Genomic DNA, 14,522 nt, shown 5'->3' with positions numbered 1-14,522 from the left:
CTTGCGTGAACGCGTGAGCGGCGGGCCATTCTTTCTTGAACGCCCGCGTTAGGGAACCGCAATGTCGGCCGAGATCGATTTCTACGAACTGCTCGAAGTGGAGCGCACCGCGGACGACAAGGTGCTGAAGTCCGCTTATCGCAAGCTGGCGATGAAGTACCACCCGGACAAGAATCCCGGGTGCGCGGATTCCGAAGCCAGGTTCAAGCAGATCAACGAGGCCTATGCCTGCCTCTCCGACCCGCAGAAGCGGGCGGCCTACGATCGCTATGGCCACGCCGCGTTCCAGCAGGGCGCCGGTGGAGGAGCCGGGGGCGGTGGCTTCGGCGGGGGCGACTTCGGCGACATCGGCGACATTTTCGAGACGATCTTCGGTGGCGCCTTCGGCGGCGGCGGCCGGCAGCAGCCGCGCCGTGGGGCCGACCTGCGCTACGACATGGAAATCAGCCTGGAAGACGCCTTCCACGGCAAGGATGCCGAAATCGAGGTCGAGGTTTCGCAGAAGTGCGATCCCTGTGGTGGATCGGGCGCGACGCCCGGCACGTCCGCGCGGCGCTGCAACCTTTGTGGCGGCCACGGCAAGGTCCGTGCCCAGCAGGGCTTCTTCATGGTCGAGCGGCCGTGTCCCAATTGCCACGGGCGCGGCGAAGTGATCGAAAAGCCTTGCAAGCATTGCCGTGGCGAGGGCCGGGTCGATGCCGAGCAGCGATTGCAGGTCACGATCCCGGCCGGGGTGGACAATGGCACCCGCATCCGCCTTGCCGGAAAGGGCGAGGCGGGGCCGTTCGGTGCGCCTCCGGGCGACCTCTACATCTTCCTCCACATCCAGCGGCACCGGGTGTTCGAGCGCGAAGGCACGACGCTGCTGACCCGTTGCCCGATCAGCTTCACCACTGCGGCGCTTGGCGGCGAGATCGAGATTCCGGGCCTCGACGGCAAGGTCCACGCCATCGAGATTCCCGCCGGCATCCAGTCCGGCAAGCAGTTGCGCAAGCGTGGCGCGGGCATGCCCGTGCTTCAGGGACGCGGAATTGGCGATCTCGTGGTGGAGATCCACGTCGAGACGCCGACCAAGCTGTCCGCGCGCCAGAAGGAACTGCTGCGCGAGTTCCAGGCGACCGAGACCGGCGAGGAATGCCCCCAGTCGAAGGGCTTCTTCGAACGGATCAAGGACGCCTGGACCGACCTTACCGAGTAAGGCGTGCGCGTGCCGCTCCGGTCATGCGGGGCGGCGGCGCGGCAGGAACAGCACGAAGCGCGCCAGATCCAGCCTGAAGAACAGCAGCCATAGCGCATGCAGCGAAACGAGCGGCAGCAGCGCGTTGCCGGTCGTTTCGTGGATTTCGCCGAGCAGGCCCTCTTCGTCCTCGCCTTCGCCCTCTTCTTCGCCGTCGTCCTGGCGGGCGGAAGCGTGTTCGCGTTCCTCGCGGCGCTCCTCGTCCTTCGCGCGGATGCTTTGGCCGAACAGCGTCCCGCCCTTGTCCATGACGATCCCGGTCGTGGCGGTTGTCGCGACGGCGGCAAGCAGCGCGAGCGTCAGCAGCCTGCCGATTGCGGGATGGCGCAGGCCGCCCTGTCCGCGGGGCGCGGTGGCGAACCTTGGCTTGAGACGCACAAGGTCGAAGCCGCGAGCGCCCAATGCCGACAGGATCAGGCGCAGGCCAATCAGCGCAGCAACGACATAGCCGGTCCATGCGTGGACGAGCCCCAGCGATTCAGCGGTAAGCCAGGCGAGCGCAACGCCGCCCGCAAACAGAAGATGATAGAAGCGAAAGCCGTTCATCGAGTTGCCTTTCTTGCCCCTCTGCCGAGCGGCCTAGCAATTCGTGCGGTCATTTCCTTGACTTGCATCATCAAGCGAAGCTTGCGTGAACTTCCTTGCGCACCGTATCGACCAGGCCGGGTTCGGCCAGCAACTTGCCTTGTTCCTCGTCGAGTATGGCGAGGAACGCATCCCGCTTGAACGTGCGGATGAGCTGATCTGGAAGGGGCGTTTCGGCGGTTGATGCCATCAAGTCGATCATCCGCTCAGCCCCATGGAGCCTGCCCCACAGGTAATCGTTCTCGCGGTAGGCGCGGCTGAAGAATGCCCCGAAGTTGAAGAACTCCACCCCGCGCAGGCAGGCGAAGGTGCCGCCCTTGCGGATCGAGGTAGCATCGTCGGGCGAGATCCGGTCGACCTTGACCGGATCGAATTCGCCCATGCCTTCGCCCTGGAGAAGGGGCAGGGTCGCGATATCGTAAAAGGGAAAGCCGAGGTAGGCGTGGAGGAAGCGCCGACGCAGCGGCTTGTCCATTGCGTCGAGCGCGGCGACAAGCATCGCGTCGACCTGGATATCGAGGCCAACGAGGTCGCGGCGGCTGGCGATGGCGGCAAGCGCCGCGCCTGGATCGACCGTTGCGACGCTGGCGGTCTCTGCAAATCCCGGGCCCAGACCTTCCGCCGTTTCCCGCCCCTGGTAGAGCGCCTGCGCCCGGTAGACGGCATCGCGCGCGGCTTCGCGGGCGGCGGGGTCGATGCTTTCGCCGATGTCCCAGTCATGCGTCAGGCGCCGCGCGAGCAGTTTGAGGCGGCGGATGCGAAAGGCGAGGTCGTGCGTCCGGAAGAACACGATCGCCTGTTCCGTGGCGCCGCCGCGCATCGCGGACAGGCGGTCCATTCCGTTCTCCGCAAGATGCGTCCACAGCGCCGTCTCGATCTTGTCGGCAGGGGCGGCGCGCGGGGCGGCTTCATGGATAAGTTCGGCAAGGTCCGACACGATCCCTGCAAGCTTGGTCTGGGCATAGCCGTGAAAGGCGAAGCCCGCGCGCTCGGCTGCCGCCTGCTGCGCCTTGTTGCGCCACGCGGTGAGCCGGCGGGCGTTGGGGCTGTCGAAGAACAACGTACGACCGAACAGGCCCTCGACCGTTTCCTCGATCTCGGGCCGAAGCGCATCGACGATGGCGCGAAGCCGGGCGCGCTGGCGGGACTGGCGTTCGAGGGATTCCAGGTTGTCGCGGATCGGCTGCTCGCGCGGGATCGAGGACAGGGAACCGAATATCGCGGAAAAGAAACCAACGGTGCGCCCGCCCCTGGGGACGATGCGCATGTGATCGGGGCTTGGGTCGATATAGACGAAGCGGCGGTCCACCTCGCGCCGGGCCGGCCTGTCGCGCAAGACGCCTATCGCCTGCGCGAAAGGACGGTTCACCAGCACCGCGCCATCCACCAGCGCCACGCCTTGTATCTCCCCGCGCTTCCAGTGGCTGGGCATGATGCGCTCGAGAAATCGGTCGCGCCCTGGCCATGATGCGCCGCGTTCGGAGACGAGCCGGTCGATTTCGTCGACCGCGAGCGGCGGGAAGGCCCCCGGGAAACTGGCCGTCGAGCGTGCCGCGAGGACCAGTTCGGGGCAGGGCGCCAGATCGCGGTCGCCATTGCGGCTCGTGGCGCGGCGAAAGGCGATGGACAGGCGATGCTCGCTTTCCACCACCGTCGCCGGGCTGTTGAGGCGCAGTTCCTCGAGGTGGCCGTTGAAGTCGGTTGCCGTGACCAGCAGGTCGATGGGGTGCCCTTCCGGCAGGAGCGGGTCGCCCTCGGGTGCGGCCTTCATTGCATCGAGCGCGTCGGCGATCATCCGCGAGAAGCCGATGCCGCTGAACGGCGGGGCGAACCAGCGCGCGCGGATCAGGCGGGAGACCTTGCGCCGGACTTCGGCCCGTGTTTCGGGCGCGACGGTGCTCGTGACCACGTTGCCGGGGCGCTTGAGAATGAACCACACCAGCGGCTGCGCCCAGAACTTGGCAAACCGGCTTACCGGCTTGGCATCCGGATCGAGAAGTACGTCGATGTCGGCGCGTTCGAGCCACATCGCGGTCAATGGTTCGAGACTTTGCCCGGTCGCGATCGCCTGGGCCAGGAATACGCCGTTTATGCCGCCGGCGCTCGCCCCGGAGACGATGTCGGCAAGAAGGCGCAGGCGCAGGTCCCTGGTGAGTTCGATTTCCTCGAACAGGCGGAGATAGACGGCTTCCACGCCGACCGACGTGGGCGATTCCGGGCGATGGAAGGCACGGCTGGCGCGTGTCGCGTGCCACAACTCCTTCGTCACGCCGTGCATGTACACTGCGAGGCTGATGCCGCCGTAGCAGACCAGCGCGATGCGCAATTCCTTCTGCCGCATGAGATGCAGCATGGCAGGGAAGAGGCGTGGCTGCCAGTGCGAACTTGCGCGCACGGGGAACCGGTCCGGCGTTGCGCTGGTTTCTACCGCAACGATAGCCAGCGTGGAAAGGCAGACCAATGGTTGAAGAACGAGTCGAGGTGCGTGAACCCGACGGTGCGATCCATTCTCGCACCACCGTCTATGAAGAGCGTCGTGGCGGCGGCGGCGGCGGCAGCGGCTGGCTCGTCGCGCTTGTCCTGATCGTGGCGCTTCTCGTGGGCGGCTACTTCCTGATGCAGGCAACCGACAGCCGCACCTCGCGCGACAATGCGATCGAGCGGGCAGCGGATAACGTCGGCGCGGCCGCCAAGGACGTCGGCAATGCCGCCAAGGAAGCGACCGACGGCGACGGCAAGTGATCGAAGTCGGCCGGGCAAGTTGTAAACCCGGCCGACAAGCAATTTTAATGATTTCTCCTAAAAATTTGATTTTAAATGTAATTATACCCGTCTCAAATGGCGTTTGAATTGTCAGGGTAACCGACGCTTTACCCTTTGCGCAGTATGCCCTTGCCCGTGGGAGCCTGCCGGCTTCCAAGGGGATGGCAAGCGCCGGGCAGATGATCCGCCTGTTCAAACACTATATACCGCATTCGGTCCTGCTGCTGGGGCTGCTGGATTTCATCCTGCTGCTCGGCGCGGGCGAGATCGGCTGGCAGCTTCGCGCCCACCAGATCGGCATCGATTCCGGCCAGTTCGGCATCCGCCTGACGCCGCTGCTGCTGTTCGCGGGGCTGGTGCAGACCGCGATGATCGCGGTCGGCGTCTATGGTTCGGATGCCCTGCGTTCGATGCGCTATGCGACCGCGCGCCTGCTGGTCGCCGTAAGCCTTGGCATCATTGCGCTGTCGGTCGTCTATTTCATGCTGCCGGGGCGGACGTTGTGGCGTTCGAATCTGCTCTACGCGATGTTCCTGGCCATGGGGATGCTCGTGCTCATCCGCCTCCTTCTGGGCGGATTGCTGGGCACGTCGGCCTTCCGCAGGCGCGTCCTGGTCCTTGGCGCGGGAGCGCGGGCCGAAAGGCTGCGCAAGCTCGGAGAGAGGCCTGAAGCCGGTTTCGCCATCGTCGGCTACATCGGCATGAGCAGCGCTGCACCGACGGTCGTCGAGGCGATACATCGCGATGCGATCAACAACCTGACGCGCTACGTCGAGAACCTTGGCGTCAGCGAGGTGGTCCTCGCGCTCGAGGAGCGGCGGAACGCCTTGCCGCTCAAGGATCTTCTCAGGATCAAGACCACCGGCGTCCACGTCAACGACTTCTCCTCCTTCATGGAGCGAGAGACGGGCCGCGTGGACCTCGACACGGTCAATCCGAGCTGGCTGATCTTTTCAGACGGGTTCTCATCGGGCAGGGCGCTGTCGAGCGTGGCAAAGCGCATCTTCGACATTGGCGCGAGCCTGCTGCTGCTTGTCGCCACGTTCCCGGTCATCCTCCTGTTCGCGATGCTGGTGAAGCTCGACAGCAAGGGCCCTGCGTTCTTCCGCCAGACGCGCGTTGGCCTCTACGGTCAGCCGTTCGACCTCATCAAGCTGCGTTCGATGCGCATGGATGCGGAAGCCAACGGGGCGCAGTTCGCGCAGAAGGACGATCCTCGCGTGACCCGCATCGGCCGGATCATCCGCAAGCTGCGGATCGATGAACTGCCGCAGGCCTGGACGGTGCTGAAAGGCGAGATGAGCTTCGTCGGGCCGCGCCCGGAACGTCCCGAGTTCGTGGCCGACCTGGAAGACAAGCTGCCTTATTATGCCGAGCGCCACATGGTGAAGCCAGGCATCACTGGCTGGGCGCAGATCAACTACCCCTATGGCGCGTCCATCGAGGATTCACGGCACAAGCTCGAATACGACCTCTACTACGCCAAGAACTACACCCCCTTTCTCGATCTCCTGATCCTGCTCCAGACCTTGCGCGTCGTGCTGTGGCACGAAGGCGCGCGGTGAAAGGCGTGCCATGCTCAATCCACTGACCTGGGAAGGCTTCGGCGAGTGGGCGTTCATCGCCTCGGCATTCGCGTTCCTGATGCTGGCCGCGTGGCGCTGGGAACGCCGCCGCCGCGACGGGGGAGCATCCGGTCGCGCCGATGTGATGGTCTACGGGGTGACCGCCGCCTGGGCGCTGGTCATCGCGGGAATGGGGCCGCTGACCTTCGTGGCGCAGCTTTTCGAGACGCTGCGGAGCCTCGGCTGGCTGAGCCTTGCGCTTGTCCTTTTCACGCGCGACGGACGCCACGCCAGCGTCGGGCCGGTCCGACCGGTCTTCGCTTCGCTGGTCTTTGTGGAATTGCTTCAGCCGCTACTGCTGCTGATGAACCTGCGGTCCGGGCACGTTCCGGCCGCGCAGGCGATGATTTTCCAGATATCGGTGCTCTTCCGACTGCTGGTGGCCACTGGCGCGCTGGTGCTGGTCCATAACCTCTATGCCGGTGCGATGGCGCAACAGCGGACGGCGCTGCGCTGGACCTGTGCTGCCCTGGCGATGATCTGGGGCTACGATCTCAATCTCTACACGATCGCCTATCTGGCCAAGTCGGTCCCGGCCGAACTGGTCGCCCTGCGCGGTGTTGCGCAGTTGGGCGCTGCCGCATTGCTGGTGGTCGGCGCCGTGCGCGGTCGCTCGGCGCTGCGTTTTTCGCCGTCGCGAGCGGTGGCATTCCAGTCGCTCTCGTTGCTGGTGATCGGCGTCTACATGATCGTGATGGTCGGCGCGGCGCAGTCGCTGGCCTGGATGGGCGGGAATGCCAGCCAACTCGTGCAATTGGGCTTCGTCTTCGTGACCAGCGTGCTGGTCGTGGCGATCATGCCGTCCGGTCGCGTGCGCGGCTGGCTCAAGGTCATGGTGGCCAAGCATTTCTTCCAGCACCGCTATGACTACCGAGCCGAATGGCTCCGCTTTACCCGCACGATAGGACGCGCGGGCGCACATGCTCCGCCATTGCATGAGCGCGTGGTGCAGGCAGTGGCCGACATCACCGACAGTTCGTCGGGCCTGTTGCTGGTGCCGGCGGAAGGCGGCGAGCTTGTGCTTGCGGCCCGCTGGCAGTGGCCGACTGCGGAAGTTCCGGCAGAGGCTGTCCCGGCAGGCGCCGTGCCATTCTTCGAAAAGCGGGGCTTCATCGTCGATCTGGATGAATTGCGCGCCGGCGTCGACTTGCAGGGCGAGAAGGCGGTCGTACCGGGCTGGCTGGTCGATGAGCAGGCGGCGTGGGCCCTGGTGCCGCTGCTTCATTTCGACCGGCTTGTCGGCCTGGTGATCCTTGGGCGCCCGCCAGTGGCGCGCAAGTTCGACTGGGAAGATTTCGATCTGCTGCGGGTCGTGGGAATGCAGCTCGCAAGTTATCTGGCCGAGCACGCAGGCCAATCGGCCTTGCTCGAGGCCAGCCGCTTCGACGAGTTCAACCGCCGCATGGCCTTCGTCATGCACGATATCAAGAACCTCGCGAGCCAGCTCAGCCTGCTGTCGCGCAACGCCGAAAAGCACGCGGAGAATCCCGAGTTCCGTGCGGACATGCTGATCACGCTGCGCAACTCGGCGGACAAGCTGAACGCACTGCTGGCCCGGCTGTCCCGATATGGTGGCAGCGGCAGCGAGAAGGTCGAGGAAGTCGACGTCGGCGAGATCCTGCGAGCGGTCGCCGAGCGTTACAATGCGCCGGGCCTTGCACGGGTTCATCTGACGCACGTCTCGCCGTGCCCGGTCCTGGCCAATCGCGAAGGGCTCGAGCAGGTCGTCCTTCATCTGGTGCAGAACGCGCTCGATGCCAGCCCGGATGGCATGGCCGTGTTCCTGCAGCTTCACGCCGACGGCCTCTATTGCACCATCGAGGTTATCGACACCGGCTGCGGCATGAGCGCGGAATTCATCCGCAACCGTCTGTTCAAGCCGTTCGTGTCGACCAAGCAGGGTGGCTTCGGCATCGGCGCGTTCGAGGCGCGCGAACTGGTCAAGGCGATGCGAGGCAAGCTCGAGGTCGAGAGCCGCGAGGGGCTCGGTAGCCGCTTCACGGTGCGGCTGCCGCTGGCGGCGGCAAAGCCGTTGATGGATTCGATTGGCGGCAGCACAGGCTCCGCCGACAAGAAGGTGGCATGATGAGCGAAGCGAAGCCCGGACAGCGACCGGCACTGCTGATCGTCGAGGACGATCCCGGTCTGCAGGCGCAGTTGAAATGGGCGTACGAGGATTTCGACGTCTTCATCGCGGGCGACAGGGTAAGCGCGCTGACCCTGCTACGTTCGGTGGAACCGGCGGTCGTGACCCTCGACCTCGGGTTGCCGCCCGATCCTGACGGAACCACCGAGGGCTTTGCCGTGCTCGACGAGATCATGGCCCTGCGCCCCGACACCAAGGTGATCGTCGCAAGCGGCCACGGTGCCCGCGAAAGCGCGCTCAAGGCCATCGAGAAGGGGGCGTACGACTTCTACCAGAAGCCGGTGGACATCGATGCGTTGGGCCTGATCGTTCGCCGTGCGCTGCACCTTTCGCGGATCGAGTCCGAAAATCGCCATCTCGCGACCCGTGCAAGCACCGACAACAGGGTGCTGGGGCGCATGATCACCGCGGCACCCGAGATGATCAAGGTGGCCCGCACAATCGAGCGCGTCGCCAATACCAGCGTCTCGGTGATGCTGCTGGGCGCGAGCGGCACCGGCAAGGAACTGTTGGCGCGCGGCCTGCATGATGCGTCCGGACGCGCACGCGGATCGTTTGTCGCGATCAACTGCGCGGCCATTCCGGAGAATCTGCTCGAAAGCGAACTGTTCGGGCACGAGAAGGGAGCGTTTACCGGAGCGGTCAAGACGACCGAGGGCAAGATCGAACAGGCCAGCGGCGGCACGCTGTTCCTCGACGAAGTGGGCGACATTCCGCTCCAGCTTCAGGTCAAGCTGCTGCGCTTCCTGCAGGAACGGACGATCGAGCGCATCGGCGGGCGAAAGTCGATCGAGGTCGATACACGCATCGTCTGCGCCACGCACCAGAACCTCGAGGCCATGATTGCCGATGGGCGGTTCCGCGAGGACCTTTACTATCGCCTCGCGGAAATCGTTGTGCGCATTCCCAGCCTGGCGGAGCGCCCCGGCGATGCGACGCTTCTCGCCAAGACCTTTCTCATGCGCTTTGCCAAGGAGATGAACCCGCAGGTCAAGGGCTTCGCGCCGGATGCGCTGGCGGCGATCGACAGCTGGAACTGGCCCGGAAACGTCCGCGAGCTGGAGAACCGCGTCAAGCGTGCGGTCATCATGGCCGACGGCAGGCTGGTTACCGCAACCGATCTCGACCTGCCGGGAAATGCGGACGAGGAATCATCGCCGCTCAACCTGAAGACCGCGCGCGAAGCGACTGACCGCAAGGTCATCCGCCACGCGCTCGCCCGCAGCGAAGGCAACATCTCCAGCACCGCGCGCCTGCTCGGCATCAGCAGGCCGACGCTTTATGATCTGCTCAAGCAGTACGACCTCCAGAACTAGGCGGCTGGCCGCCGGCCTGCTGCTTGTCGCGCTGGCGGTCGGGCCGGCGCGTGGAGGTACGTCCGTTGGCGATGCCCTCGCCAAGGCAAGGACCGCCCTGGCGAAGGGCGATGGCATTGCCGCCGAAGTGCCGCTGCGCCAGGCGCTGCGACAGGGTGTCCCGCTGACCGAGGTGCGCGCCGAGCTTGGCGATGCGCTTCTTCTGCAGGGCAACCGCCAGGAAGCGCGCAAGGTGCTTTACGGAGGCGCCTTTCCATCTGGCACCGAAGCGCGCGGATGGCGCCTGAAAGGGCGTCTGGAGCTTGTCGAGGGCAATCTCGGCGCTGCCGGATACGCCTTCGACCAGGCATTGCGATTGGCGCCTGACGAGTCGTCGTTGTGGATAGACATTGCCCGTTTGCGCTTCATGGGCGGCGAGGAGGCGCAAGCGATCGAAGCCGCCGATCGCGCGGTGCGACTGGCGCCGCGCGATCCCCGCAGCCTCGAATTGCGCGGGTTGCTGGTGCGCGAACAGTTTGGCCTGCGTGCAGCGCTGCCATGGTTCGAGGCGGGGCTGGCGGCGGCCCCTGACGACACCGGCCTGCTGGGCGAATATGCCGCCACGCTTGGCGACCTTGGCCAGTATCGCGCGATGCTGGTCGTGTGCCGCAAGCTGGCAAAGGTAGATCCGGGCAACCTGCGCGCGCTCTACCTTCAGGCCGTACTGGCAGCGCGGGCAGGGCGCATCGATCTTGCCCGCAAGATCATGCAGCAGACCGGCACGGCGTTTCGCGATGTCCCGGCTGCGATGCTGCTCAACGGATTGCTCGAGTATCAGGCCGGGAACGCCAATCTCGCGGTCGGGTACTTCGACCGCCTGGTGCGGGCGCAGCCCGACAACCTCCAGGCGCGGACACTGCTGGCAAGGGCGCTGGAACGCGAAGGATTGAATCAGCAGGCCCTCGATGTCGCAGGCCAGTGGGCGCAATCCGCATCCGCGTCGCGCTATCTTCTTATGGTCACGGCGGATGCGCTGTCCGGGCTCAGGCGAAAGCGCGAAGGCGAACAATTGCGAGGGCGCGCTGCGCGAGCGGAGCCAGTGCCTGCGACGGTCATCCCGACAGGACAGCCCCTTGGCGCCCTGGCCATTGGCTATGGACAGTCGCCGAACCTTGCCGCCACCGCCGTGCCCTACATTCGCGGGTTGATCGAGGCGGGAAGTGCGGGCGAAGCGGTTGCCGTTGCAGACCGGCTGCGTCAGGCCAGCCCCGGCGCGGCGGGAGCCTGGCTTCTTGCCGGCGATGCGCGCCTCATGTCCGGGGATTTCGCCGAGGCGCAGGAAATGTATGGGCGCGCTGCCGTCATTCGTTTCAACCTTCCGACGCTTCAGCGCATCGACCTGGTTCTGAGGCGTCAGGGCAAGGCTGCCGAGGCCAATGCACTCGTCGCGCGCTATCTCTGGCAGAATCCCGGCAGTCCGCAGGCGATGAAGCTGCTTTCGGCGGGGCGCGCCGAACTGGGCGATGCGGCGGGCGCCGCCATGATCGAGGCGGTGCTGCGCGCCAGGGGCCTGCGCAATCCGTCATGAACTCGGCGCTCGACAGTGTCCTCCGGCATGATTAATTCCGATTCAATCGAACGATTAAATCTGGGAGACATGGCATGCCGGGCGCACTCGATGGGCTGACCGTACTCGAATTCGCGGGCATCGGCCCGGGGCCGTTCGCGTGCATGATGCTGGCCGACCATGGCGCCCGCGTCATCCGCATAGACCGGCCCTCCAAGGGCGACCGCGTCGGCGACAGCGGCAACCGTGACATTCTCAACCGTAATCGCGAGCGGCTGGAACTGGACCTCAAGGACCCGGCTTCGATCGCGCGCATCCGCGAACTGGTGAAGCAGGCCGACGCCATCGTCGAGGGGTATCGCCCCGGGGTGATGGAACGGCTGGGCCTTGGCCCCGACGTTCTGCTCGCCGACAATCCCGGGCTGGTCTACGGGCGCATGACCGGCTGGGGACAGGAGGGGCCGATGGCGCCGCTCGCCGGACACGACATCAACTACATTGCACTGGCGGGCGCGCTCCACAGCTTCGGGCAAGCGGGCGGAAAGCCACAGTTCCCGGTCAATCTTGTCGGCGATTTCGGCGGCGGCGGCATGTTGATGGCGTTCGGCGTGATGGCGGCGGTCTTCTCGGCGCAACGCACGGGCAAGGGACAGGTCGTCGATTGCGCGATGGTCGATGGCGCGGCGATTCTTTCCGCAATGACCTACACGTTCCTCGGCAATGGCCGCTGGAAGGACGAGCGCGGCGTGAACCTGCTCGACGGCGGGGCCCATTTCTACGACACCTACGAGACGAGCGACGGCAAGTGGATATCGATCGGCTCGATTGAACCCCAGTTCTATGCCCTGCTTCTGGAAAAGACCGGGCTGACAGACGATCCCGAATTCGCGCCGCAGATGGACCCGCGCGTCTGGCCCAGGCTCAAGGACCGGCTTGCGGCGCTTTTCCTGACCCGCACCCGCGATGAATGGTGCGCCATCATGGACGGCACCGACATCTGTTTCGCCCCGGTACTCAGTCTGCGCGAGGCGCCCCGCCATCCGCACAACGTCGCACGGGGGACCTTCGTCGAGGACGGCGGCATGGTCATGCCCGCGCCCGCGCCCCGCTTTCTCGGAACGCCGGCGCCGCAGCCCTCGCTGGCCGCGCGCGAGGGCGGCTGAAGTCAGTCGGCCCTTACGGCGGCGTCCAGTTCGGCATCGGGGTACTTGCGCTTGTGGCGGATCGACCACCACAGCGATAGGCCGATCAGCGCCGCACCGATCAGACCCGTGACCGTTTCGGGGATGTGGTAGCGCGCCGACAGCAGCATGATCGCACCGAGCGCGATGATCGCCCAGAATGCGCCGTGTTCGAGGTAGCGATACTCCGAGAGCGTGCCCTTCTGGACCAGCATGATCGTCATCGAGCGGACGAACATCGCACCGATCGAAAGGCCGAGAGCGATGATCACCATGTTGTTGGAAAGCGCGAAGGCGCCGATCACGCCGTCGAAGCTGAACGAGGCGTCGAGCACGTTGAGGTAGAGGAAACCGCCCAGGCCCGAGCGAACCACCACGCCCGCCGCCTTCTGCGCTTCCTCGCGCATTTCAAGGATCGTGCCGAGCGCTTCGACCGCGATGAACGTGACGAGGCCGAGAACGCCCGCGACGACGAACGTCAGCGCTTCCTCCGGCGGAAGGATCAGCGAGATGCCATAGATCGACAGGAGCAGCAGCGCGATCTCTGCGGCCTTTATGTTCGAGACGACGGCGAGCTTTTCCTCCACCCACTTGATCCAGTGGACTTCCTTCTCTCCGTCGAAGAAGAACGAAAGCCCGACCATCGCCAGGAAGGCTCCGCCGAAGCCGGCAATGCCGACGTGGGCGCTGCTGACGATCTCCTCGTAGCGCTTCGGGTCCTTCAGCGAGAGGTTCAGTGCCTCGATCGGGCCTAACCCTGCGGCAATCGCCACGATCGCCAACGGGAAGACGATCCGCATCCCGAACACGGCGATCACCATGCCCCAGGTGAGGAAGCGCTTCTGCCAGACTTCGTCCATGTCCTCCAGCACGGCGGCGTTGACCACGGCGTTGTCGAACGACAGCGAGATTTCGAGGATCGACAGCACGAACACGATCCATACCAGCGACATCGTGCCCGACGCGGTCCCGGTCTGCATCCAGCCATAGGCCACCGCCAGTGCAAGGCATACGAGCGTGAAGAGGATCGAACCCTTGTAGAAGCGGAGCAAGCGGAATTCCCTGTCTGTCTTGGTGTGCCGGCCGAGGTGTGACGATGGCCTGGCCGTGACGGTTACCTCGGCGTGACGGTTACTTGGGCTGGTACGTCTGTTCAATACCGGGGAAGGTGCGCGCGCGCACTTCGTCGGCATAACGCGCCGCAGCCCCGGAGATGGTCCCGGCGAGATCCTCGTAGATCTTCACGAACCGCGGAACGCGCTCGAACATGCCGAGCATGTCTTCGGTGACCAGAACCTGCCCGTCGCATTGAGCCGAGGCGCCGATGCCGATTGTCGGGCACGCCACGGCCTGGGTGATGGCAATCGCGATGGGCTCGACCACGCCTTCGATCACGATGGCGAAGGCACCGGCATCGGCAAGCGACCGTGCGTCTCCGACGATCTTGGCCGCTTCGGCCTCGCTGCGGCCGCGCGCGTTGTAGCCGCCCAGCACATTGACCGCCTGCGGGGTGAGGCCGACGTGGCCCATGACCGGGATGCCCCGGTTGGTGAGGAACGCGACCGTTTCGGCCATGGCCTCGCCCCCTTCGAGCTTCACTGCCGCGCAACCGGTTTCCTTCAGCAGCCGCGAGGCGCTTTCGAAGGCCTGCTGCGGCGATGCTTCGTAGCTGCCGAACGGCATGTCGACCACGACCGCCGCGTGATACGATCCACGCACGACCGCCGCGCCATGGGCTGCCATCATGTCGAGCGTGACCGGAACGCTGGAAGGCAGGCCATAGATCACCTGGCCAAGGGAATCCCCGACCAGCAGCAGATCGCAATGGGCGTCGAGCAATTGCGCCTGACGGGCGGTATAGGCGGTGAGCATCACGACCGGTTGTGCCGTCACGCCGTCCTTCTTGCGCTGGCGGATCGCGGGGATCGTCAGGCGCTTCATCGGTGCCGGGGTGGGGTTGGCACGGCTTGTCGAGGTATCGAGCTGGAAGGTCGTGGACATGGGCGCGCATCCTTTCAGGCGGGCTGATGCTTCTACTGCCTTGTCAGAAAGCCGCAAGGCTGGCGCTGCACACGCGCAATCTTGGGGAAAAATGGCTTGCGCGATGCCCGGTTCCCGCTAGC

The 14,522-nt window shown here is 65.4% G+C and carries 11 protein-coding genes; 7 read left to right on the top strand and 4 right to left on the bottom strand.

What is annotated here, in order from left to right; translation table 11 throughout:
• Window positions 1–61 precede the first annotated feature (61 nt).
• Window positions 62–1,198 carry a molecular chaperone DnaJ gene (gene dnaJ / locus SARO_RS10325; protein ID WP_011445701.1) on the top strand — a complete coding sequence of 379 codons (1,137 nt, stop codon included), beginning with the start codon at window positions 62–64 and terminating at the stop codon, window positions 1,196–1,198.
• 21 nt (window positions 1,199–1,219) lie between these two features.
• Here the strand turns inward: dnaJ and SARO_RS10320 are convergent, their stop codons facing one another.
• A complete protein-coding gene (locus SARO_RS10320) occupies window positions 1,220–1,783 on the bottom strand; it encodes a cytochrome b/b6 domain-containing protein (RefSeq protein WP_011445700.1) in 564 nt (187 codons plus the stop codon).
• A gap of 70 nt (window positions 1,784–1,853) precedes the next feature.
• Entirely contained in the window at window positions 1,854–4,163 is a 2,310-nt protein-coding gene (locus SARO_RS10315; RefSeq protein ID WP_041551010.1) for a patatin-like protein, read from the bottom strand.
• Window positions 4,164–4,282: 119 nt separating this feature from the next.
• Between SARO_RS10315 and SARO_RS10310 the strand changes: the two genes are divergently transcribed.
• The 6 genes from SARO_RS10310 to SARO_RS10285 all read left to right on the top strand — a co-directional run bounded on the left by SARO_RS10310 (window position 4,283) and on the right by SARO_RS10285 (window position 12,381).
• On the top strand, window positions 4,283–4,564 hold the full coding sequence (locus tag SARO_RS10310) for a hypothetical protein (RefSeq protein ID WP_011445698.1): 282 nt from the start codon (window positions 4,283–4,285) through the stop codon (window positions 4,562–4,564).
• A 200-nt stretch (window positions 4,565–4,764) separates the two neighbouring features.
• Window positions 4,765–6,150 (top strand): TIGR03013 family XrtA/PEP-CTERM system glycosyltransferase, encoded by a 1,386-nt coding sequence (locus tag SARO_RS10305; protein ID WP_041551008.1) that lies wholly within the window; start codon window positions 4,765–4,767, stop codon window positions 6,148–6,150.
• A gap of 10 nt (window positions 6,151–6,160) precedes the next feature.
• A complete protein-coding gene (gene prsK, locus SARO_RS10300) occupies window positions 6,161–8,296 on the top strand; it encodes an XrtA/PEP-CTERM system histidine kinase PrsK (RefSeq protein WP_011445696.1) in 2,136 nt (711 codons plus the stop codon).
• Window positions 8,296–9,672 carry a PEP-CTERM-box response regulator transcription factor gene (gene prsR, locus SARO_RS10295; protein WP_011445695.1) on the top strand — a complete coding sequence of 459 codons (1,377 nt, stop codon included), beginning with the start codon at window positions 8,296–8,298 and terminating at the stop codon, window positions 9,670–9,672. Before prsK ends, prsR begins: the two co-directional genes overlap by 1 nt.
• A complete protein-coding gene (locus SARO_RS10290) occupies window positions 9,638–11,239 on the top strand; it encodes a tetratricopeptide repeat protein (protein ID WP_049759369.1) in 1,602 nt (533 codons plus the stop codon). The genes prsR and SARO_RS10290 overlap by 35 nt, the downstream gene beginning before the upstream one ends.
• A 74-nt stretch (window positions 11,240–11,313) precedes the next feature.
• Entirely contained in the window at window positions 11,314–12,381 is a 1,068-nt protein-coding gene (locus tag SARO_RS10285; RefSeq protein ID WP_011445693.1) for a CaiB/BaiF CoA transferase family protein, read from the top strand.
• 2 nt (window positions 12,382–12,383) lie between these two features.
• Here the strand turns inward: SARO_RS10285 and SARO_RS10280 are convergent, their stop codons facing one another.
• Both SARO_RS10280 and panB read right to left on the bottom strand, forming a co-directional pair.
• Window positions 12,384–13,451 carry a DUF475 domain-containing protein gene (locus tag SARO_RS10280; protein WP_011445692.1) on the bottom strand — a complete coding sequence of 356 codons (1,068 nt, stop codon included), beginning with the start codon at window positions 13,449–13,451 and terminating at the stop codon, window positions 12,384–12,386.
• A 79-nt stretch (window positions 13,452–13,530) separates the two neighbouring features.
• Window positions 13,531–14,400 (bottom strand): 3-methyl-2-oxobutanoate hydroxymethyltransferase, encoded by an 870-nt coding sequence (panB, locus tag SARO_RS10275; protein ID WP_011445691.1) that lies wholly within the window; start codon window positions 14,398–14,400, stop codon window positions 13,531–13,533.
• Window positions 14,401–14,522: the final 122 nt, after the last annotated feature.

Source organism: Novosphingobium aromaticivorans DSM 12444 (genome assembly GCF_000013325.1).
GTDB classification, from domain to species: domain Bacteria; phylum Pseudomonadota; class Alphaproteobacteria; order Sphingomonadales; family Sphingomonadaceae; genus Novosphingobium; species Novosphingobium aromaticivorans.
Note: the sequence above shows the minus strand (reverse complement) of the source record. Positions and strands in the feature narration are given on the sequence as shown.

What these genes read in the sequence shown, in the direction of transcription:
- SARO_RS10310 (WP_011445698.1), top strand. Translation starts at nt 4,283, where the DNA reads ATGGTTGAAGAACGAGTCGAGGTGCGTGAACCCGACGGTGCGATCCAT.
- dnaJ (WP_011445701.1), top strand. Translation starts at nt 62, where the DNA reads ATGTCGGCCGAGATCGATTTCTACGAACTGCTCGAAGTGGAGCGCACC.
- prsR (WP_011445695.1), top strand. Translation starts at nt 8,296, where the DNA reads ATGAGCGAAGCGAAGCCCGGACAGCGACCGGCACTGCTGATCGTCGAG.
- SARO_RS10315 (WP_041551010.1), bottom strand. Translation starts at nt 4,163, where the DNA reads ATGCGGCAGAAGGAATTGCGCATCGCGCTGGTCTGCTACGGCGGCATC.
- prsK (WP_011445696.1), top strand. Translation starts at nt 6,161, where the DNA reads ATGCTCAATCCACTGACCTGGGAAGGCTTCGGCGAGTGGGCGTTCATC.
- SARO_RS10320 (WP_011445700.1), bottom strand. Translation starts at nt 1,783, where the DNA reads ATGAACGGCTTTCGCTTCTATCATCTTCTGTTTGCGGGCGGCGTTGCG.
- SARO_RS10285 (WP_011445693.1), top strand. Translation starts at nt 11,314, where the DNA reads ATGCCGGGCGCACTCGATGGGCTGACCGTACTCGAATTCGCGGGCATC.
- SARO_RS10305 (WP_041551008.1), top strand. Translation starts at nt 4,765, where the DNA reads ATGATCCGCCTGTTCAAACACTATATACCGCATTCGGTCCTGCTGCTG.
- panB (WP_011445691.1), bottom strand. Translation starts at nt 14,400, where the DNA reads ATGTCCACGACCTTCCAGCTCGATACCTCGACAAGCCGTGCCAACCCC.
- SARO_RS10290 (WP_049759369.1), top strand. Translation starts at nt 9,638, where the DNA reads ATGATCTGCTCAAGCAGTACGACCTCCAGAACTAGGCGGCTGGCCGCC.